This is a genomic window from Cocleimonas sp. KMM 6892, from assembly GCF_035798195.1.
Classification (GTDB): Bacteria; Pseudomonadota; Gammaproteobacteria; order Thiotrichales; family Thiotrichaceae; genus Cocleimonas; species Cocleimonas flava.
Window position 1 is genome coordinate 1139592 of the sequence record NZ_JAPFBV010000001.1, and the last position, 20940, is coordinate 1160531.

Consider the following 20940-nt stretch of genomic DNA (forward strand, 5'->3'; position numbering starts at 1 on the left):
AACATTCAGAAGTGTGGAGGTGGCTATTTTCTAGCTGATAATTGCTTTGAAAATAACGAAAGCCACCCCCCCTACTTTGGGGCGGTTTTTTTAGTAATGCCTTGTGTAACGACAAATGGCTGGACGATTTAATCGTTAAATAAAGCTATTGACGATGTCATTAACGAAATGCCAACCTTTATCTGTTGGTTTATATTTTTCATTGTCGTATTCGATCAATTCTTTTTGTATTAATGTATTTAATTTCTCTTCAACATTAGAAAAAGAAAGCAGTGTTCTGGTCTCAAACAGCTCTTTAGTGAAGCCTTCTTTTAATCGCGCAGCATTCAACATAAATTCAAAATCAAGATCTTCTATGGCCAGTTTTTTCTCGCTGGAACGAGCTTTGCCATTAATACCTTCATCCATATATTTTTCTGGATGACGATATTTTGTGTGACGTTTAATCTCACCATCAGGCATGCTGATTTTTCCATGAGCACCAGCGCCAATCCCCAAGTAATCCCCAAACTGCCAATAATTTAGATTGTGTCGACACTGTTTGCCTTCTTTGGCATAAGCGGATACTTCATACTGATAATAACCAGCATCCGCTAGAAGTTTTTGACCTCGTTGTTGCATCTCCCAGAGTATTTCATCGTTTGGAGTAACCGGTGGAGAGTGATGAAATAGGGTGTTTTCTTCGATGGTTAATTGGTACCACGAGATATGAGTGGGGTTGGCATCTATTGATTGTTGAAGGTCGGCAATGGCTTGATCTATTGTTTGTTCAGGTAAGCCATACATAATATCCAGATTAAAATTATCGAAGCCTGCCTGTTTCGCAATGTGAGTCGATTTTTGTGCTTCATTTGCACCGTGAATTCTTCCTAACGCTTTCAGGTGCTTGTTATTAAAACTCTGGATGCCAATGGAAAGACGGTTGATTCCTGCTTGTCGATAAGCACTAAAACGCTCTTGTTCAAAAGTACCAGGATTAGCTTCCATGGTAATTTCTGTATTCGGGCGAATAGTCAGTCTTTCTCTTAAGCTGGATAAGAGTTGATCCATAGCCTTAGCTGAATACAGGCTAGGGGTTCCGCCGCCGATAAAAATCGATTCAATTGATCTGCCCCATATTTGAGGTAGTTCTGATTCCAAGTCGTTGATCAGTGCATCCGAGTATTGTGCTTCAGGGATTTCTCCCTTGGCTTGATGTGAGTTGAAATCACAATATGGACATTTTTTTACACACCAGGGGATGTGAACATAGAGGCTTAACGGAATAGGTGTCATTTAGGTTTTGATGCTATTTTATTTTTTACTGTCATTCTTGCTCTCAATATTGCTCTCAATATTACTAAGAGTAACAAAGTCTTTCACACTCAAGCTTTCAGCCCTTAAAGAAGGGTCTATGCCAGCAGCTTCAATTTGCTCGGTAGTCAGCATTTTCTTCAAATTATTGCGTAGAGTTTTGCGTCGCATTGAAAAGGCTTGTGCTACTAATCGGGACAAATGTTCCTCGTCATTAGCATGATGAGGAGGCCTGTCCCACGGTGTTAATTTTAAAATAGCAGAGTCAACTTTAGGCGGCGGTGAAAATGATTCCGGCCCGACAAAAAACAAGTATTCACAATTGCAAAAATATTGGACCATTACAGAAAGTCGACCGAAGGTTTTTGAGCCAGGATCCGCTGTTATCCGATTAACCACTTCATTTTGTAACATAAAGTGCATATCAGATATTTGATGTCTGTATTCAAGCAAATGAAAGATGAGTGGCGTGGAAATATTGTAAGGGAGATTACCTACTACTCTTAACTTCGTGTCACTGCTTTCATCTTGAAGTAAGGTTCTAAAATCGAACTTCAAAGCATCGACACCATGAATATTGAGTTTAGGATTATTCTTTTGCTGGAGTCGAGCAATAACATCTCTGTCTATTTCCACAACGTTAAGCGAATCTATTTTATCTAGAAGTGGAAATGTTAATGCGCCAAGACCTGGGCCGATTTCAACAATTTTTTCATTGGGTTTAGGGTTAATTTCATAGATCAACTTTTCAATCACAGAGTGATCGTTCAGAAAATGTTGTCCGAAGCGTTTTTTTGTTTTGTAGTCCTGCATGTATTTACTCCGGAAAAAATTAAGCCCCCAAAAAGGGGGCTAATTATAACCTGTTCTATCGCTTTGTTACTGTTTCTTTGCAAGAGATTAGTTAATGATTTTTAATTCAACGCGACGATTATTTGCACGTCCACTTTCAGTTTTATTGTCAGCAACAGGCTCTTTTTCACCATAGCCGCTTGCGGTTAGTTTGTTTGCATCAACGCCTTGTTTGATTAATTCAATCATCACTGAATTTGCTCTGCGTTTTGATAAGCGTTTGTTCACTAAAGCAAGTCCTTGATTGTCAGTGTAGCCAGCAACCTCAATATTTAAATTAGGGTTTTGTTTAATCGTGGCAGCTGCAGCTTTGATTATTGGGAGCGAGTTTGGTGTTAAATTTGCCGAACCAGTGGCAAAGTTAACACCTTTTAGTGTGATATTTTCGGTCGGAGTACAGCCAAATCCATTAACTTCTGAGCCAGCATCTGATGCTGGACAAAGGTCATTTGCATCGGCTATACCATCTTTGTCAGTGTCGACAATATTTGGACAGCCCTCTATATTTACTTCCTGTCCCGAAGGTGTTGCTGGGCACTTATCTTTGCTATCAATGACACTATCATTGTCAGAATCAGCCGTTGCAGCTTTTAGCTTTGCACTTAAATCGTCCTCTTTAGAGCTTAGGTTTTTATAAGCACTTTTCAGTGCATCTAATTCGCTGGTGGTTGCCATTAAAGTGGCTATTTTTTGGCTTTGCTCAGATGAGTTATTTTCCAAAGTCGAGATTTTTTCTAATAAAGACGTTTTTGCGTCTTCAGATTCTTTTAGCTTAGCTTGTAATTTATCTAATTCGAGTTTACGAGAATTCGCCGTTTGTTGAGCTGCAGAGAGTTCATCAAGTTTCTGCTTGAGTGCGGTATTTTCATCGTTCTTGGTTTTATAAGCACTTTTTAGCGCGTCAAGTTCAACTGCTGATTTTCCAAAAGCGGTTAGTTTTCTGGTTTGAGAACTAATGCTAGCAGTCGCTGTTGAGAGTTGAGATTTCAGTGTCTTATGGGAATTATCAAGCGCTGATAAGCGTTTTTTAAGTAATGCATTTTCCTCGTTGAGTTTTGAGTAGGTGCTTTTTAGTGCTTCTAGTTCTGCCGTAGATTTTCCTAAAGCAGTTAATTTACTCGTTTGTGTGCTGATATTAGCTGTGGCTGTTTCTAGTTTTGCTTGTAGTGATTTATGTGAGTTATCAAGTTCAGATAATTGTTTCTTAAGCGCAACGTTTTCGTCATTACGTTCTTTGTATGCGCTTTGTAATGCGGTCAGCTCATTGGATGCTTGAGTCAGCGCAGTAATTTTCCTTGTTTGCTCGCTTGCGTTTTTGTTGGCTAAATCAAGCTGGCTTTTAAAGCTAATACTGGCATCTTTTGCTGCACTCAGCTCTTTTTGTAACTTATCAATAGTTTCTTTGGCTTGAGTTGATTTTAATGTGATGGCTGTTTTTTCAGTATCGAAAAGTGTTTGAATGTTGGATTTTTCTTTATCAAGTTCGGCTAACTGTTGCTTAAGTAGCGTGTTTTCGTCGTTTCGCTCTTTGTATGTGTTTTTTAAAGCAGTTAGCTCGGCTGCTGATTGACTTAAAATATTGAGTTTCTGTAAGGTGCTGGCAGCTTCACTTTGTGTTTGCACTAACTGAGAACTCAATGACTTGTTAAAGCCATCAAGTTTCGAAAGGCTATCTTTGAGCTGCATGTTTTCTTCATTGCGTTCTTTAAAAGTGCTTTTTAATGCTGTGAGTTCGACATCTGTTTGACCTAATGCGGTTAATTTTCTCGCCTGATTACTTGCCTCGCTTTCTAATGACGCAAACTTAGACTGTAATGTTTTATATTCATCGTCTAATTCTGCCAGTTTCATTTTTAGTGTGGCTACCTCTTCGCTCCTATCTTTGTAAGCACTTTTAAGAGCCGTTAATTCCACATCGGATTGTCCAAGTGCGGTTAATTTTCTTGCCTGATTGCTAGATTCGGTTTCTAAAGAGGCAAACTGCGACTGTAGAGATTTGTAATCATTATCTAGTTTTTCTAACTCAGTTTTTAACGTGGTTGTTTCATCATCCTTTACTTTAAAATCACTTTTTAAAGTATTCAGTTCTGCATCACTTTGTTTTAAAGAAGTGATCATGAGAGCTTGAGACCCTGCCTGTTCTTCAGCAGTTGATAAGCGAGCTTGTAAATCTTTATTAGCAACTTCAAGGTTGCTTATTGTCTTGTTTAACTCTTCTAGTGCTTGTTTTTCTTTGTTTGCTTCAGTATCTGATTTGGCTTGTATGGCCTTGAAATCAGATATCTGTTTTTCTAGCTCGTTTACCTTTTCTTTTAGTGCGATGTTTTCATTACTACCGGCACTAATTATTTTTTGACTATCAGAGAATTGGTTTTGTGTATCTGCAATAACTTGATTCAATTCTGCAATTTTCTGTTTCGATGCCGATGATGCTGCATCATATTTTTGTTGTAAGTTTTGGAGTTTTTCGTCACTTGCGCATTTGTGCTGCGACTCTGGGGCTGATGTTTGAGTTTTGGCTTGAATAGGCGGAGCAGTATTGAAAAAAGGGCTTGGAGGTGGCAGTAAGCCAAGGGGTTCATTCTGAGTAGGGTATGGTATTACTTCTGGTATCGGCACAGGTTGTGGAAAACCGATATTGCTTCCTAAGTTTTCCATTGGGTAGATTGCATGAGGCATGTTTATTGGTGCAACAGGAACTGGTACGCAGTCTCCCCAGGCTATAAGGCCATGATTGTTTCCCCAGATGGGAGAGGGCATTTCAAAATTTTGTGGATAACCTTCTGCGTTACTTTGTTGAATTGTTAAGCCTAAAAAGCTGCTTATTAACAATGTTTTGATAGTTACGTGCATTAAATGCCTCCAAAATTATATAAATTATTCTCTGCCGCCTAGAGCAAAATCGCGACGTGCCGCGGCTATTGTGATTGTGAAACCAGCTATAACATCTATAAATGACATTATGGTTAAAAATAGAAATGTAGAGTCCCCTTTGTCGCCAATAGACCAGGGAAATACCATCCAGGATACAAGAAATCCTACAAATACAATGGTAGATAAAGTGTGATCTACGATTGAGATACTGGATGTCCGAGTTGATTTAAATATCTCGATATACAGTGTGATAAGACCAGTCAACGTTACTACATCACTCCAGGTAGGCTTCCAAACTGACCCTGATGGCAAACCAACATGGAATAACACATGATTTAATCTGTCAGGGAAGTAGCCTATTTGATGTAGCCCCCAGAATGCTATTAGTAAAAAAGCAAAAAGTGGAAAAATTTTAAAAATAAACATGCTAGTACCCTTCCTATAAAGGATTGTAATTTCAAGCGTGAAATTGTTCACAATCAAATATATACGAGATCTAAAGTTGATTCTCTTATTTCTCAAAAACTAGTCTACATTCAAGCCATATAACTACGTGTCATCAGTATACCTAAAGTTCAGATTGCATTCTCAAATTGGATTAATAAATAAGCTTGTTTGATCTTGCTTGTAAAAATACTGGCATCAATTCACTGATGAAAGGTACTAATCGCCTATTTGCTCTGACAGGTGGAATTCTTTCACATTACAACTCATTAGATAATTCTCACATGCTAAATGCGTATTGGACGTAAGCGGTAGATAGCCATCGACCCAATGTATGAAGCGATGATTATTTACACCTATTAACTTTGTATAGAGAGAAAAGTAATGAGAAATAAAACTACAACATACAAATGGGCATATTTACCGTTTGTTTTTAGTTCAGCAGCTATATTAGCAACTCAAGCTACAGCAGGACCTGTAGCAGGAAGTCAGCAATATCAAGATGCTAAACAAGTAAATAGAGCCAACCACGAATATGTTGGTGGTAACACACAGATTGGATTTGGTATTACAGATGAAGGTGATACTGACGTTGAATTCAATCAGGTACTTTCTGAAAGCGATAATCACAGCACAAGCGCTGGTTTATGGGCTGGATACGACTTGCAAGGCGACGAAAAAGGCCTGCTAGGTCGTGGTGCACAAATTAATCACAACTGGGTATCACGTGATGCATCAGGTCGTGCTACACGAGTTAATAAAGTATTCGCTGCTTATGATCGTAATGAAGATGATCATGAAAAAGCAACAGTTGGTTACGGCCAGGAAAATGAGCATTTATTCTGGGAAGGTCACGTAAGTAAAGGGCTTTCAGGCAGACAAAATACTCGAAGCAATGGCGTTTCTGATCGTGCATACGCATGGGGCGCTGGTGGTAGTGTTGGTAAATTCATTCCAGAAGCTAACTTGCGTGTTCGTGCTGGTTTAGATCATGAATGGAGCGACAAAGTTGGTGTTGGTGAGAAAGATGCAAGAAATACAACGCTTTCTGCTGGTATAGAAAAATTCTTCCAGGGAACAGGACATAGCGTATCTTTAGATGTAGCTGGTTCTAAGCAATCTGGTGGTTACCTAGATGGTGGAACAGATGATACTGATGTAACGGGTAGACTTGGTTATAAGTATGACTTTGGTGGTGCAAGTATTTATCAGCCTGATAGACGTTACCGTCGTGTTCGTGTAGAAGTTCCTGGAAAAGCGACTCCTCCACGTTATGTACAGAAGCAACAATTTAAGCGTGTTCCTACGTATAAGACTGTTCCTGTATATGGTAAGAAAACAGTTAAGAAGCCTTACAAGCAATTAGTAAAGAGCACTATGGAGCTTGAAGGTCAGACTTTCTTTAAATTGAATAGCTCTAAGCTTATTCCTTCTGCTCAAACTCGTTTGAAGCAAATTGCAGCTCAAATTCGTAAGTCAGGATATAAAGGTTCTATCAGAATTACAGGTAATACATGTGGTCTAGGTGATCCAGTATATGACCAAATCCTATCTGAGAAGCGTGCGAAAGCGGTTAAAAACTTCTTAATCAAGAACGGATTTAACCCTGATCATTTAGTTGCACGTGGTTTAGGTAAAGGACATCCAAAGTACCCACGTACTCCTGATCAAGACTTCAAAAACCGTCGTGTTGATATCGAGTATGTTTCTGAGAAGCAAATTTACAAAACAGGTTACAGAACAGAGACACAAAATGTTCAAACAGGTACACGTCAAGTAGCTACAGGCTTCAAGAATGTTCCTGCTGGTTCTAAGAATGTAATGATTGATAATGGTAAAGCGGGAAGTCCTCGTGTAGTTTGGAGAACAGAAGCAATACCTACATCTCCTGCATGGATCAAGCGTGCACTGCATAACAACATTAAGCATGATAGAAATATCAATACTTATGAGACAACTGAAGGCAGCACGCTAGGTAATAGTAACAATGGTCCAGTAGCTGTAGATGACTCAACTAAAGTATCTTGTAATGGCGGTCCGGTAACTATTAATGCACTAGGTAACGACAGTGATGCTGATAATGATGCATTGTCTGTAATTGGATTTACCCAGCCTGCAAATGGTACAGTTACTCAAGTGTCTAATGGTGTATTTGAATACACACCAAATGCTGGCACATGTGGAATAGATGATGAGTTTACTTACACGATTTCTGATGGAAATGGTGGTACGGATACTGCAACTGTAACGGTTTCTGTAGATGCAGAAGTAGATGATACTGTTAAAGCAGTAAATGATTCGGCTACCACTGACCAAGGTCAAGCGGTAACAATTGATGTGCTTGATAATGATGATGCGGATGCTTCAATTACACGTATCGTTACTGGTCCTTCTAACGGAACTGCAACTATCGTTAATGACCAAATCGTTTACACGCCTAATGCAGACTTCACAGGAACTGATACATTAACGTATGAAGTTGAAGATCCAAACGGCAACCTAGCGACAGCAACAGTAACTATTACTGTTAATGGTCCAGTTGACGATTCTGTTAATGCTGCAAATGACACCAAAAATACGGGTAAAGATGTACCTGTTACGATTGATGTGTTGTCGAACGATGATGCAGATGCAACTATCGTACCCGGCTCATTAAGCACACCTACAAATGGCGGCACAGTAAGTATTGTTGATGGTAAAGTTTTATATACACCAGCAGCGGGTTATGTCGGTACCGATACCTTTACTTACCAGGTGACAGATGCAGCCGGAAATGTTGATACTGCAACAGTAACGGTAACAATCACTGAAACGGATACTTCTGTTAATGCTGTAAACGATGCAAGAACAACTGATAAAGATACACCTATCAAGATTAATGTTCTCTCTAATGATGATGCTGATGCTGTTTTATTACCAGGTTCACTAAGCACGCCTGAAAATGGTGGCACTGTAAGTATCGTTGGTGGTCAGGTTCTATACACACCAGCAGCAGGTTATGTAGGTACAGATACCTTTACTTATCAGGTAAGAGATGCAGCCGGAAATGTTGATACAGCAACAGTAACGGTAACAATTACTGAAACAGATACTTCTGTAAATGCTGAAGATGACTCTGAAACGACTAATAAAGACGAGCCTGTCAAAATCAATGTTCTATCTAATGATGACTCAGATGCAACTATCGTACCTGGATCATTAAGCACACCAGAAAATGGTGGCACTGTAAGTATCGTTGGTGGTCAGGTTCTATACACACCAGCAGCAGGATATGTAGGTACAGATACCTTTACTTATCAGGTAAGAGATGCGGCAGGTAATGTTGCTACAGCAACGGTAACAGTTACAATCAAAGAGACTGATACTTCTGTAAAAGCAGATGATGACTCAGATGTGACTAACAAAAATACACCTGTAACTATCGATGTATTAAATAATGATGATACAGATGCAACTATTAAGCGTATCGTGAGCGGTCCTTCAAATGGAACAGCTGAAATTGTAGGTGGTCAAATTAAGTATACACCAGAGACTGGTTTCGTTGGAACAGATTCATTTACTTATGAAGTTAAAGATGCAGCTGGTAACACTGCTATTGCTACAGTAACTGTGACTGTTTTAGAGACTGATAAATCAGTTGATGCTAAGAATGATGTTAGAACAACAGATTTAAATACTCCTCTGACTATTGATGTTCTAAGTAACGATGATGATGATGCTGAATTAGTTCCTGGGTCGCTTAGTACGCCAACTAAAGGTGGAACCGTTAGTATCGTAGGTGATGAAATTAAGTACACCCCAGCAACAGGATTCATTGGTGTTGAAACGTTTACTTACCAAGTGAAAGATGCGGCTGGAAATACAGATATCGCGACAGTAACAGTCACAGTAGAGGGACCAGCGAATACGGCTCCGATTGCGAAAGATGATTCAGCTACAGCAGCTTGTAGTGCCATTAATATAGATGTGCTAAATAATGACACAGACGCTGACGCAGATGATGTTTTGAGTATTATTGGAGTAGATGGTGTAAGTATTGGAGCTATGGCTTCAATCGTAGGTGGAATGATCGTTTATACGCCTAACCCAGATACTTGTGGCAAAGGTGGTTCAGATAGCTTTACTTACACAATTTCTGATGGTGCAGGTCATACTGCTTCTGCTACGGTTGACATTAGTCTTAAAGGTGTGACAGGTGGAACTATTAATGCTGAGCCTGATGATGTTATGACGAATCAAGATACCTCTGTAGATATACATCCTCTACGTAATGATACTGGTTCGGGTATTAAAATCATCGCAGTTGATGCTCCTAAGAACGGAACAGTTACTTTTACTGGTAGTAAGGTAACTTACACTCCAAACCCAGGATACACAGGTTCGGATAGCTTCTGGTACGACATCGTTAATACGACAGGTCCTAATAAAGGTGAAGGCACTGCTGCATTGATCTATGTAGATGTTGTCGAAGGATGTGCTACTGGTTACAAGTGTAATTAAACCGAGTTAGTAGGATGTAAATTGATCAAGGATGATCGGAAAAGCCACAGTTTTTACTGTGGCTTTTTTTTGTTTATAGACTTCATAAAAAACTTAGTTTGAAATCTTCAAGGATATTAACGTTGGAATTCTTAGCTATGTTAAGCTTCTTAAAATTTATAAATCCCCTTTAATCATGTCCAAGAATAAAACGAGTAATACGCCAGTAAAAGCATCCAGAAAGCGACGATGGTTTCGTTTTCTAATTGAAATACTTTTAATCGTAGGGATAGTTGTCGGAATTCGAGCCTGGCAACAAAAAGACTTGGTGGGCGGAATTGCCCCAAGCTTTCAAAGTGTCATGATTGATGGCAAAACAGTGAATCTTGAAGACTATACGGGAAAGCCTTTATTGCTTCATTTCTGGGCGAGCTGGTGCCCTTTTTGTGAGTTTGAAGAAAGCAGTATTACCGATATTCAACAAGATTGGTCGGTATTGAGTGTTGCTTACCAATCCGGTGATAAAGACGAAGTCGTTAAGCACATGCAAGAAAAAGGCATAGAAAGCTGGCCAACAATCATCGATGCTGACAGTAGGTTGGCAGATCTATTTGGCGTTAAAGGTGTACCAACAAGTTACATTATCGATGGAAATGGAAATATACGATTTACAGAAGTTGGTTTAACGAGTGGATGGGGTTTAAGAGCAAGAATGTGGTGGGCTGATAAATTTAAAATTAAGAACGCTGATTAATAAAAAATGTGCCCATAAGTAGGGGGGTGTATAAACCCTTAATCTGCGTCTAATTTGCTAGAGATTTTCTTACTTCTTAGCTGGTTGTGGCCTTGAAAACACCCAGTTGCTATCTGTTGATTCTTTAGCATCAAATTTATAGCCATCCGAACCAAAGTCCTTGATATCTTCAGGATGCTCAATGCGATTTCTTAAAATGAAATCTGCCATCATTCCACGAGCCTTTTTAGCAAAAATAGCGATTACTCGCGTTTTTCCATCTTTAGTTTCTTTAAAATTAACAGATAGAATTTTGCCATCTAAAATCTTAGGCTTTACTGATTTAAAGTATTCGTTAGAAGCCAGATTGATAAGGACTTTTTCGGTTTGTCCTTCCAGGCTTTCATTTAACTGCTGAGTTATTTTATCGCCCCAGAATTGGTACAGATTATCACCACGTGGGTTTTTTAGCCTGGTCTTCATTTCTAGGCGGTAAGGTTGAATAAGGTCCATAGGACGAAGTGCGCCATATAGACCTGATAAAATTCTAAGATGATTTTGTGCGTAGGCTAAATCATCGTCGTTATAGCTCTCTTTTTGAATACCCGAATACACGTCGCCTTTGAAAGCAAATAGAGCTGCTTTGGCATTTTGTGTATTAAAGTCACGATTCCAGTCTTGAAATCGTTGAACATTCAAATTTGATATATTCTCGCTCACATCCATAAGCTCACTGACATCTTCAGAACTGAGCTTTTTAGCTTCATTGATCAGTAGTTGTGAATCAGCGAGTTGGTCAGGAAGAGTGTGAATATCCGAGGGTGTCGGGGTTTCAAAATCTTGTCCTTTGGATGGAGAGAGAGTAATTATCATAAAATTTATTCAGCCATTAATCTCTCATACTTGAGCATTAACTGGTCTTCGGTTTCTTCGTTGTTTGGATCTTTTGGAATACAATCAACTGGACAAACTTCAACACATTGTGGTTCATCGTAATGTCCCACGCACTCTGTACATTTGTCCTTATCTATTTCGTATATTTCTTCACCCATATAAATCGCTTCATTAGGGCATTCTGGTTCGCATACATCGCAGTTGATGCATTCATCAGTAATTAATAATGACATCTGAAATCCTTATTTCTTAGCTAGTCGTATATTTGGTGTGATTTTAACAGTACACCATTAAAAAAACAGTAACCTTTATCAATATATGCTTATATAAGGATGATAATGGGAAAAGCAAATAGAGAGTCTACACTATTTGTTTTTTAAGGCTTCATTCACTAGCGGGTGAACAAAGTTAGAAACATCACCACCAAGTGACGCAACCTCTTTTACAAGAGAAGAAGAGATAAATGAATATTCATCTGCGGGCATCATAAATATTGATTCAATATCAGGTGCCAGATTTCTATTCATGCTGGCAAGCTGGAATTCGTATTCGAAATCTGAGATCGCGCGTAAGCCTCGGATTAATACCATGGCATTTTCTTTTTTTGCAAAATCAACGAGTAACTCTTTGAATCCTTTTACTCTGACATTTGGGCAATCTGCTAATGCTTTCTCTGCCATATCTATGCGTTCTTCTAGAGAGAACTTAGGATTCTTTTTGGAGTTGGTTGCTATCGCCACAATAACATCGTCAAACATTTTTCCAGCACGTTGAACGAGATCAATATGACCATTAGTAATAGGGTCAAAAGTCCCAGGATAAATTGCTGTTTTATTGTCTCTATTAGTCATATCAATCTCTAACTTCAAATGTTTGTTTAACTCTATCTATTAGAGCGCCATTACTGCATCAGCTTCAATTTCAACACCTTTAGGCAGCGCTGATATTTGTAAAGCGGCACGCGCAGGATAAGGTTGTGACATAAACTCAGCCATGACTTCATTCACAGTTGCAAAGTTACTCAGGTCCGTTAAGAAAATATTAATTTTCACAATATCGTTAATTGTTCCACCTGCAGCTTCTGTTATAGCAGCCAGGTTTCTGAAGACTTGGCGTGCGTTTTCAGCGAAATCGCCTTCAACAACTTCCATTGTTTCAGGTACTAAAGGAATCTGCCCTGAAATATAAACCGTATTGTCAACTTTAACAGCTTGAGAATAAGTGCCTATAGCTTGAGGTGCATTTGTCGTTGAAATTATTTCCTTGCTCATTTTAAATCCTAATAATGTATTAACTGGTTTTTTCGAAAACTCTGGCAACATCAAGTACATGATGTAGGTTATTTATAGCTTCTGCAATTTTTCTAAGGTGAGTTGCATCGCTAACTTGTATTAAAAAATACATGTCTTTTATATCACGATCACCGCTGATATTTATATCTTCTATATTAACCTGCATTTTCTCTAACAGGTCAGTAATGTGTGAAAGTACGCCAACCCGATTTCTTACCTGCACATTTAATGCAGCAAGAAAATGGCTTTCCTGGCTAGTATCATCAACCCAGGCGATACTGAAAATATCTTTTTGATTGAGGCGTGAGTTACGTGATAAAGCGGGACAATTTGCACGGTGTACTTCTAAGCCACTTTGCTCATCAAGCCTTGCGACGATCATATCATTCGGGATAGGGTAGCAGCAGGGCTGTAAGTGTACAGCAAGCCCTTCGGTTCCTTTGATGAGTAATAGCTGGTCTTTGTTTTCTTCTTCGCTGAGTGGAATCAATCGATCATCATTAAGTAAACGTCTAGCCACTAACTTCGCCGATTGGCTTCCTTTTGCTACGCTGATATATAAGGCGTCAGTGTTTTTAAGGTCGAGAGCCTTGAGTGTTAAATCAAAGTTTTCTTTAGGTATGGACTTTAATGTGTGGTTATAAGGTTGTAATGCTTTATCAAGGATCTGTTTGCCTAAAGATAAGAACTCATGTGTTTTACGTTTATTTATCCAGCCGCGAATAGACGAGCGGGCTTTTGCCGTAATCACATAATTTAACCAGGACGAATGAGGCGTAGCTTCTTCATCGGTAAGAATTAAAACCGTAGCGCCATTGGGTAATGCCGTATTGAGTCTCGCAGGTTCACCATCGATAACTGCAGAAACACATTTGTCACCAACTTCAGTATGAATTGAGTAAGCAAAATCAATGGGGGTTGCACCTTTGGGTAAAACTTTTACTTCCCCTCTGGGAGTTGATACATATATCTCGCTCAAGAATAAATCAGCTTTCATGTCCTCCAGAAATTCTGCGGCATTCCCAGTAACTTTCTGTATTTCTTCGACTTGCTGTAACCATCGATTGAGATACATTTGTGACTTATCGGAAGACTTTAGTAATTCTGGATAGCGTTTAGGTGCCACGATACCGTATTGTGCAATCTGGTACATTTCATGGCTTTGTATTTGTACAAAAATCAGCTGTCTTTGAGGCGTTAACAGAGCAGTTTGCAACGCTTGGAAACCATAGCCTTTAGGGGTTGCAATGAAATCTTTAAAAGAGCCCAGTTTAGGGTGAAATAGCTGATGTAGAATGCCTAATGTCAGATAGCATTCGTTGGTTGTATCAACTAAAACTCTAACTTCAAGCGCTTCTTTGCTATTGATGATGCGCTTTCTACCATTACTTCTTTCGATGCGTTTGTAAACTTTGTAGATGTTTTTATTCCAGCGGAATACTTGAGCTTTAAGGTTGTTTTCAGATAAGGCTTGGGAAATGTTAGAAACAATTTCCTGATGTTTTTCTTCGTTATCCGCATTAAATTTTTCTAATGCTTGTGCCAATAGTTTGGCGCGCCAGGGGTGTAAGTGTTTGAAGGCATTGATTTGTAGATCTTTGCGCATGGTGTTCATTCCCATGCGTCGGGCTAGTGGTACATGAATGTCTAAGGTTTCTTTGGCGATTCGTCGGCGCGATGCGGGGCTTCTTACGCCCAGTGTTTTAACATTGTGTAATCGGTCGGCAAGTTTAATCAAAACGACTCGATAATCTTGAGTCATAGCAGCCATCATCTTCTGAAAGCTAGCAGCTGCGGCTTCTTGTTTGGTGTTAAATTCACCACCTGCAAGTTTTGTAACGCCGTCAACCAGGTCGGCAACTACTTTGCCAAATTGCTTCGTTATATCTTCTTTGGAAAAATCGGTGTCTTCAATAACATCATGTAGCAACGCGGCACAGACAGTGTCGGCGTCCATGTGAAATTCTGCCAGTGTGTGAGCAACTTCGAGGGGGTGGAAAATATAAAATTCGCCGGACTTTCTAACAACGCCTTCATGTGCTTCTGCGGCTAAAAGAAAAGCGCTGTAGACTCTACTGATGTCTTCAGCGCTCATGTAGCGCGAAACTACCTCCGTAAGATCGGATGCCTTAATGAGAGGTGGTTTGGCTTCCTCGGACATAATCTAGTGCTCTTTACTCAGCTTTTAAAAACTAAGGTGCAAGGAAGCTGAATAAAAAACTTATTAACCAATACTAATTTCAACAGGTTCTTGAGACTGGTCTTGATCTAATGTCATTTCATGAGGAGCTTCTAATTCAGCAGCGCTTTCTACGCTCACGTTTTCTGCGATCTCACGTAATGCAATAACTACAGGCTTGTCGTTATCTTCTTCAACAAGTGGTTGAGCGCCATCGGCAATATCTCTTGCGCGCTTAGAGGCTTTTAATACTAATTCGTAGTTTGTGTCTACAAACTCTAAACAATCTTCTACTGTTACACGGGCCATGATTACACCTTTAAAAAATTCATTAAAATATAACCTCCAGTATAAACGCCAAACTATAAAAAGATAAGAGTTAGTTAGCGATTATCCGACTAATAGAGCGCTAATAATGGATTAATTTTATGTTATTCTGCTTTTTTTCTATCCTGAGACCTAAAAGTGGCAAAAGTGAAGAGTGACAAGACTTTTTTTCATGGGAAATCTGAGAGTACAGGTGTCCTTTTAATTAATCTTGGGACACCGCAAGAACCGACAAAATCCTCCGTCAGAAGTTTTTTGAAACAGTTTTTGTCCGATGGTCGTGTGATCGAAATACCAAAGTTAGTGTGGCTTCCTATTCTGTACGGATTTATTTTGCCGCGACGCCCGGAAGCCAGCGCAAGAAATTATAAAAAAGTCTGGATGGATGAAGGTTCTCCTCTGATGCATTACAGCTTACGTCAACAAAAGCTATTGCAAAAAGAAATGGAATCCCGATTTAGTGGTCCGGTGCATATCGAATTAGCCATGCGCTATGGCGATCCAGATATACAGGCAGGCATTGATAAACTCCAGGAAAAAGGCGTAAGACGAGTACTTATTTTGCCTTTATATCCACAGTATTCAGCCACCACAACCGCCACCAGTTTTGATGAGATTTTCAAAGTCTTCAGTGCTAGACGATGGATACCAGAACTACGTTTTGTAGCGCAATATCATGATCATCCCTCGTATATCAACGCTTTGGCAGAAAGCGTGAAGGATTTTTGGAAAACGAATAAGCGAAGCGAAGTATTGCTCATGTCTTTCCATGGTTTACCGAAGAGAAATTTAGAATTGGGAGACCCTTACTTTTGCCATTGTCACAAGACGGGGCGGTTACTGGCAGAAAAACTGGGCTTGAAAGAAAGTGATTGGAAACTTACCTTTCAGTCTCGATTTGGCAAGGCAGAGTGGCTAAAACCTTATACTGATAAAACCCTTAGTGAAATGCCTGCCGAAGGGATTAAATCAGTTGATGTTGTTTGCCCGGGTTTTCCTTCTGACTGCATCGAAACACTGGAAGAAATTAACATGGAAAACCGCGGATATTTCATGGAGGCCGGAGGTCAGGATTATCAATATATTCCTGCATTAAATGATAACCCGGAGCATGTAAAAGCGTTGGCAGATATCGTTCAGCAGCATACTCAAGGCTGGGCTGAAACAGAAAGTGACTGGCAGGCTTCAAGCGCGGAAAAACAAAGTGAAATTTCCAAGAAGCAGGCGCAAAAACATGGGGCGAAACTATGAGTAACGCGGTCTCCACAGATCAAAAAATCGGTTTGATTTTGATTGGGGATGAACTGCTTAACGGTTCTCGTCAAGACAAGCACATGGCCCATGTAATAGAGATATTAAAAGCCAGAGGAATGTCTTTAAGCTGGGTCAGAATGATTGGGGATACTCGCGAAGAAATCGTGGCTAATTTGAACCAGACCAAAGCCCTCAATGATGTGGTTTTCAGTTTTGGCGGCATTGGTGCCACACCAGATGACCAAACCCGAGCGGCAGCCTCTGAAGCGTTTAATCAAAAGTTTATTCGTCACCCTGAGGCAAAAGCACTTATTGAAGATAAATTCGGCGAAAGTGCGTATCCGAGTCGGATATTAATGGCAGATTTGCCCGAACACGCCACAATGATTCCTAATCCGGTTAATCAAGTGCCAGGTTTTAAAATTGAGCATCACCATTTTGTGCCCGGTTTTCCTGATATGGCTTGGCCAATGGTTGAATGGGTGCTTGATACTTATTACGCCCACTTAAAAAATGATACGCCTAATGTCGAATGGCGCTGGGATATTCTGGGTACGCCTGAGAGTGTTTTGTTACCGATGATGAATGAATTATTAAAGGAGTTCGAAGCGGTTAATTTATCAAGCTTGCCGAGCACAGTGAGAAGAGGTGATTTAATTGATTTTGGATTGAAAGGCCCAGAAGAAGATGTCACCAAAGCGGCCAAATGGCTGGAAGAAAAATTACAAGCAATGGATGTTGCTTATAAATTTAGAGAGGCCAAGTAGTTTGTTTTTTGTTGTAGTGATTAGTGTTGAATGTCGAATAAATTTATTGAAGACTATGCTGAACCCCTCTTATGCGGCCTTTATCAATAAAGCGATTAATAAGTTAGTCCTTAACCAAATAGCGCCAAACAAGAAAGAAAAAAAGGCCTGTAAGTGGGGGGGTGTCATTGCCTTAAATAAAAGCACTGATTTTTCAGGTGCATACTCATGAGTCAGCAATGCGGGATTAAATTTACCGCTTCACTGATGCACCCTAAATACTGGCTTACATGGATGGGTCTCGGTGTTTTTTACTTGATCTCATATATGCCTGCGTCTGTGCGGCACATGGTCGGTCGCAGAATTGGAAGCTTCATGTATAGAAGTCCACGTCGAAGAAATACGGTGATTTCAAATCTTGAGATTGCCTTCCCTGAATTAAGCTCAGAAGCATTAGAGGATTTAGCCCAGAAAAATATGGAATGGTATGGCTGTGGTTTAATTGATTACAGCTTAATTATCTTCACCAGTCGCAAGCGCTTAAGCAAGTTTATCGAGATTGAAGGGAAGGAACACATTGAGCAAGCCGTTCAAAATCAACAAAATGTCATCATCTTACTTGCCCACAGTGTGATGCTGGAGTTTGCGCCAACGGCCATCGGCGCAGAATATGACATCTTCGGCTCCTACAAAACTTCTAAAAATCCGGTGATGGATTGGATCATCGCGAAAAGTCGTTGCCGCCATGCCAGCTTGGTCGTATCCAGAGATGAGGGTTTGCGAAAACTGGTGAAATCAATGTCGCCCGGAAGGTTGATGGTGTTTCTGCCAGATGAAGATTTGGGTCTGGATAATTCAGTGTTTGTGCCTTTTTTCAGCAGACAGAAATCAACACTAACAACAACCGCGCGTTTGGCAAAAATGGGAAAGGCTGTAGCACTAACTACATTTGCTTACTATGATAAAGATAAAAGAAAATATATTGCCAAAATTTCTAAGCCATTAGAGAATTACCCCTCTAAAGATGCCGCTGCTGATGCACAAAACATGAATCAAGCACTTGAAGCTATCATTAGACAACACCCAGAGCAGTATATGTGGTCCATGAAATGGTATAAAACACGCCCAGAGGGCGAGGCAAAAGTGTATTAAATGGCAATTTTATTTCCCGTTCTATTCCCTATATTCGTATTAATTCTTGTTGGTTACCTGTATGCCAAATTTCGTCATGTCGACATGGAATTTGCCAACCGTACCAATATGGAAATCTTCATACCTGCGCTCTTGATCGAGGCCCTATCCCGTAAAAGTTTTAACTTGATAGATTATCAATTGCTTGCCATTGCAGGGTTGCTAGTGGTGTTGCTTTCAGGCGTATTGGCTTACGCCTTTGCCAAAGCGTTTAAACTATCGGTTCCTATGTTTGTCCCTTCCATGATGTTTAATAACTGTGGAAATATGGGATTGCCATTGGCTATCTTAGCATTTGGAGAAGAGGCTTTAAGTGCTGCGGTGGTGTTGTTTCTAGTGTCTAATCTACTGCATTTTACTTTAGGTACTTATATCGTTGGCGGTAAAATATCCTGGTGGAACCTACTCAAAATGCCGGTAAACATCGCCACTATTATCGGTTTGGTGATTAGTTTCACGCATTGGGAGATGCCCGAGGTTATCCATATTCCAATTCAAATGTTGTCGCAAGTTGCGATTCCATTGATGCTGGTGTCATTAGGCGTGCGCATGACGACGGTCGATTTAAGTGCATGGCGCTTAGGAATGATAGGGGCAATTTTGTGCCCACTATTTAGTATTGTAGTTGCCTTTGGTTTATTGCTCTTTATGCCGATAGAACCTGCACAGCGTGTACAACTGTTGATATTCGCGACTCTGCCTCCTGCTGTTTTGAATTATATGTTTGCCGAAAAATACAATCAGCAACCAACTGAAGTGGCATCTATGGTCGTTGTTGGCAATGCTCTGTCGCTGTTCACATTGGCATTGATGCTACTGTATCTCGAGTAAAGTTTATCCGTTTAGCTTGTTGCCAATCCTTGGTTTAGGATTGATAATCAACTCATTAAAAATTAGTCAGTGAAATTGTCATGAGTAAGTTCTGGAGTAAACGCACACACGAGCTCAGCCCTTATACGGCCGGAGAACAGCCGCAAGATCAGCAGTATACAAAACTCAATACTAATGAGAATCCCTACCCACCATCTCCATTAGCGATTGAAGCAATGCGGGCGGCCTCTGGTGAGGCGATGCGTTTGTATCCCGATCCGAATTCATTCGAGCTAAAGAAAGCTATTTCTGAATACTATTCTGTCTGGACAGATCAGGTCTTTGTAGGGAATAGTTCAGATGAAGTGTTGGCGCATGCCTTTGTTGCCTTACTCAAGCACTCTAAACCGCTACTGTTTCCTGATATCAGCTATAGCTTTTATCCTTCTTACTGCAAATTATTTGATATCAATTATAAGCAGGTTCCACTTGCAGATGATTTTACGATTGATCTGAATGATTACAGTGAGGCCACGGCAGATGAAGTGGGATCAATCATCTTTCCGAACCCCAATGCACCCACAGGTATAGCATTAACGCTGGTTGAAATTGAAAAAATTCTTAAAGCCAACCCGGAATCGCCGGTTGTGATTGATGAAGCCTATGTTGATTTTGGCGCGCGTACCGCCATTTCCTTAGTCAACGATTACCCTAATCTATTAGTGACTCAAACATTTTCCAAGTCTCGTTCATTGGCGGGTTTACGTGTTGGTTTTGCGATTGGCTCGGTCGAAATGATCGAAGCGCTGGAAAGGGTGAAAAATTCATTTAACGCTTACCCATTAGATAGAGCAGCGATTGCCGGTGCAGCAGCTTCAATAAGAGACAGAGCATATTTTCAAGAGAGCTGTTCCAGAATTATAAAGACGCGTGAAAGAGTATCTGATGAATTATCAGACTTAGGTTTTACCGTGCTGCCGTCTAAAGCGAATTTTGTGTTTGCCAAGCCAGAAAAAAACGCAGAACAACTGTATCTGGATTTGAAAGAAAACGGTGTACTCGTGCGTTATTTTAATGCGCCCCGAATCAATGGGTTCTTGCGAATAACAATTGGCACAGATGAAGATATGGATGTGTTTATGGGTAAACTTAAACAGCTTCTTTAGTTTAAGTATAAATAGTTGAAGTATAAATCTTCCTATAAGACACTAAAAATACCGAGCACTGTAAAAAAAAGTGCCTCAAAGTAGGGGGGTGGCTTATAAATATCGCCCTGCTTTAATTGGTTTATTTAACGGCTCAGTTGCCGAGTATTCCTGAGTATTCGTCCGTTGGATCAGAGAAAAGGTCTTCAATTTTCCGATACAAAATAAATTGGCGGAGTTCATATTCAATTTCTTCAATCACGTAAGTACTTTGACTTTCCATCAAAAAATCAAGATCTTCGCCAGTCGAATAAAAAGAATCTGAGAGTGCATACGTTGCTGGTGCAGATACACATAGGCATAGCACAAGACTAAGTTTTATTAAGTAATTCATTTCAAGCCCGAAATTTTTATTTGCTAATTGTTA

18 protein-coding genes are annotated in these 20940 nt (G+C 39.9%); 7 read left to right on the forward strand and 11 right to left on the reverse strand.

Annotation, left to right across the window (positions count from 1 at the left end; translation table 11 throughout):
• Window positions 1–135 precede the first annotated feature (135 nt).
• The 4 genes from hemW to OO007_RS05210 all read right to left on the reverse strand — a co-directional run bounded on the left by hemW (window position 136) and on the right by OO007_RS05210 (window position 5445).
• The gene (gene hemW, locus OO007_RS05195; protein WP_325807987.1) at window positions 136–1275 is read right to left on the reverse strand and encodes a radical SAM family heme chaperone HemW; all 1140 of its coding nucleotides are present in this window, start codon (window positions 1273–1275) and stop codon (window positions 136–138) included.
• An 18-nt stretch (window positions 1276–1293) separates the two neighbouring features.
• The gene (gene rsmA / locus OO007_RS05200; protein ID WP_325807988.1) at window positions 1294–2106 is read right to left on the reverse strand and encodes a 16S rRNA (adenine(1518)-N(6)/adenine(1519)-N(6))-dimethyltransferase RsmA; all 813 of its coding nucleotides are present in this window, start codon (window positions 2104–2106) and stop codon (window positions 1294–1296) included.
• Between the two features lie 87 nt (window positions 2107–2193).
• Window positions 2194–4998, reverse strand: coding sequence for an OmpA family protein (locus tag OO007_RS05205; RefSeq protein ID WP_325807989.1), 2805 nt, complete (start codon window positions 4996–4998; stop codon window positions 2194–2196).
• A 24-nt stretch (window positions 4999–5022) separates the two neighbouring features.
• Window positions 5023–5445: a hypothetical protein gene (locus OO007_RS05210; RefSeq protein ID WP_325807990.1), complete on the reverse strand. Its 423-nt coding sequence runs from the start codon at window positions 5443–5445 to the stop codon at window positions 5023–5025.
• Between the two features lie 402 nt (window positions 5446–5847).
• Here OO007_RS05210 and OO007_RS05215 point away from each other — a divergent pair, with 402 nt between their 5' ends.
• Together OO007_RS05215 and OO007_RS05220 are read left to right on the forward strand one after the other, a co-directional pair.
• Window positions 5848–9963, forward strand: a complete 4116-nt coding sequence (locus tag OO007_RS05215) for an Ig-like domain-containing protein (RefSeq protein ID WP_325807991.1) — start codon at window positions 5848–5850, stop codon at window positions 9961–9963.
• Between the two features lie 175 nt (window positions 9964–10138).
• A complete protein-coding gene (locus OO007_RS05220; RefSeq protein WP_325807992.1) occupies window positions 10139–10696 on the forward strand; it encodes a protein disulfide oxidoreductase in 558 nt (185 codons plus the stop codon).
• A 69-nt stretch (window positions 10697–10765) separates the two neighbouring features.
• Here OO007_RS05220 and yaaA read toward each other — a convergent pair whose 3' ends face one another.
• From yaaA to rpoZ, 6 genes are all read right to left on the reverse strand, one after another.
• Complete coding sequence (gene yaaA / locus OO007_RS05225; RefSeq protein WP_325807993.1) at window positions 10766–11548, reverse strand: peroxide stress protein YaaA; 783 nt, start codon at window positions 11546–11548, stop codon at window positions 10766–10768.
• Between the two features lie 5 nt (window positions 11549–11553).
• Window positions 11554–11802 (reverse strand): YfhL family 4Fe-4S dicluster ferredoxin, encoded by a 249-nt coding sequence (locus tag OO007_RS05230; RefSeq protein ID WP_131904939.1) that lies wholly within the window; start codon window positions 11800–11802, stop codon window positions 11554–11556.
• A 132-nt stretch (window positions 11803–11934) separates the two neighbouring features.
• Complete coding sequence (coaD, locus tag OO007_RS05235; RefSeq protein ID WP_131904940.1) at window positions 11935–12420, reverse strand: pantetheine-phosphate adenylyltransferase; 486 nt, start codon at window positions 12418–12420, stop codon at window positions 11935–11937.
• Between the two features lie 39 nt (window positions 12421–12459).
• Window positions 12460–12840 (reverse strand): RidA family protein, encoded by a 381-nt coding sequence (locus OO007_RS05240; RefSeq protein ID WP_131904941.1) that lies wholly within the window; start codon window positions 12838–12840, stop codon window positions 12460–12462.
• A 19-nt stretch (window positions 12841–12859) separates the two neighbouring features.
• Entirely contained in the window at window positions 12860–15022 is a 2163-nt protein-coding gene (locus OO007_RS05245) for a RelA/SpoT family protein (protein ID WP_325807994.1), read from the reverse strand.
• A gap of 63 nt (window positions 15023–15085) precedes the next feature.
• Window positions 15086–15349: a DNA-directed RNA polymerase subunit omega gene (gene rpoZ / locus OO007_RS05250; protein WP_131904943.1), complete on the reverse strand. Its 264-nt coding sequence runs from the start codon at window positions 15347–15349 to the stop codon at window positions 15086–15088.
• Window positions 15350–15514: 165 nt separating this feature from the next.
• Here rpoZ and hemH point away from each other — a divergent pair, with 165 nt between their 5' ends.
• The 5 genes from hemH to hisC all read left to right on the forward strand — a co-directional run bounded on the left by hemH (window position 15515) and on the right by hisC (window position 20534).
• On the forward strand, window positions 15515–16618 hold the full coding sequence (gene hemH / locus OO007_RS05255) for a ferrochelatase (protein WP_325807995.1): 1104 nt from the start codon (window positions 15515–15517) through the stop codon (window positions 16616–16618).
• Window positions 16615–17388 (forward strand): competence/damage-inducible protein A, encoded by a 774-nt coding sequence (locus OO007_RS05260; RefSeq protein ID WP_325807996.1) that lies wholly within the window; start codon window positions 16615–16617, stop codon window positions 17386–17388. The genes hemH and OO007_RS05260 overlap by 4 nt, the downstream gene beginning before the upstream one ends.
• Before the next feature lie 207 nt (window positions 17389–17595).
• On the forward strand, window positions 17596–18519 hold the full coding sequence (locus tag OO007_RS05265; RefSeq protein WP_325807997.1) for a lysophospholipid acyltransferase family protein: 924 nt from the start codon (window positions 17596–17598) through the stop codon (window positions 18517–18519).
• Window positions 18520–19389, forward strand: coding sequence for an AEC family transporter (locus OO007_RS05270; RefSeq protein WP_325807998.1), 870 nt, complete (start codon window positions 18520–18522; stop codon window positions 19387–19389).
• 80 nt (window positions 19390–19469) lie between these two features.
• Window positions 19470–20534 (forward strand): histidinol-phosphate transaminase, encoded by a 1065-nt coding sequence (gene hisC / locus OO007_RS05275; RefSeq protein ID WP_325807999.1) that lies wholly within the window; start codon window positions 19470–19472, stop codon window positions 20532–20534.
• 133 nt (window positions 20535–20667) lie between these two features.
• Here the strand turns inward: hisC and OO007_RS05280 are convergent, their stop codons facing one another.
• Window positions 20668–20907, reverse strand: a complete 240-nt coding sequence (locus OO007_RS05280) for a hypothetical protein (RefSeq protein WP_325808000.1) — start codon at window positions 20905–20907, stop codon at window positions 20668–20670.
• Window positions 20908–20940 lie beyond the last annotated feature (33 nt).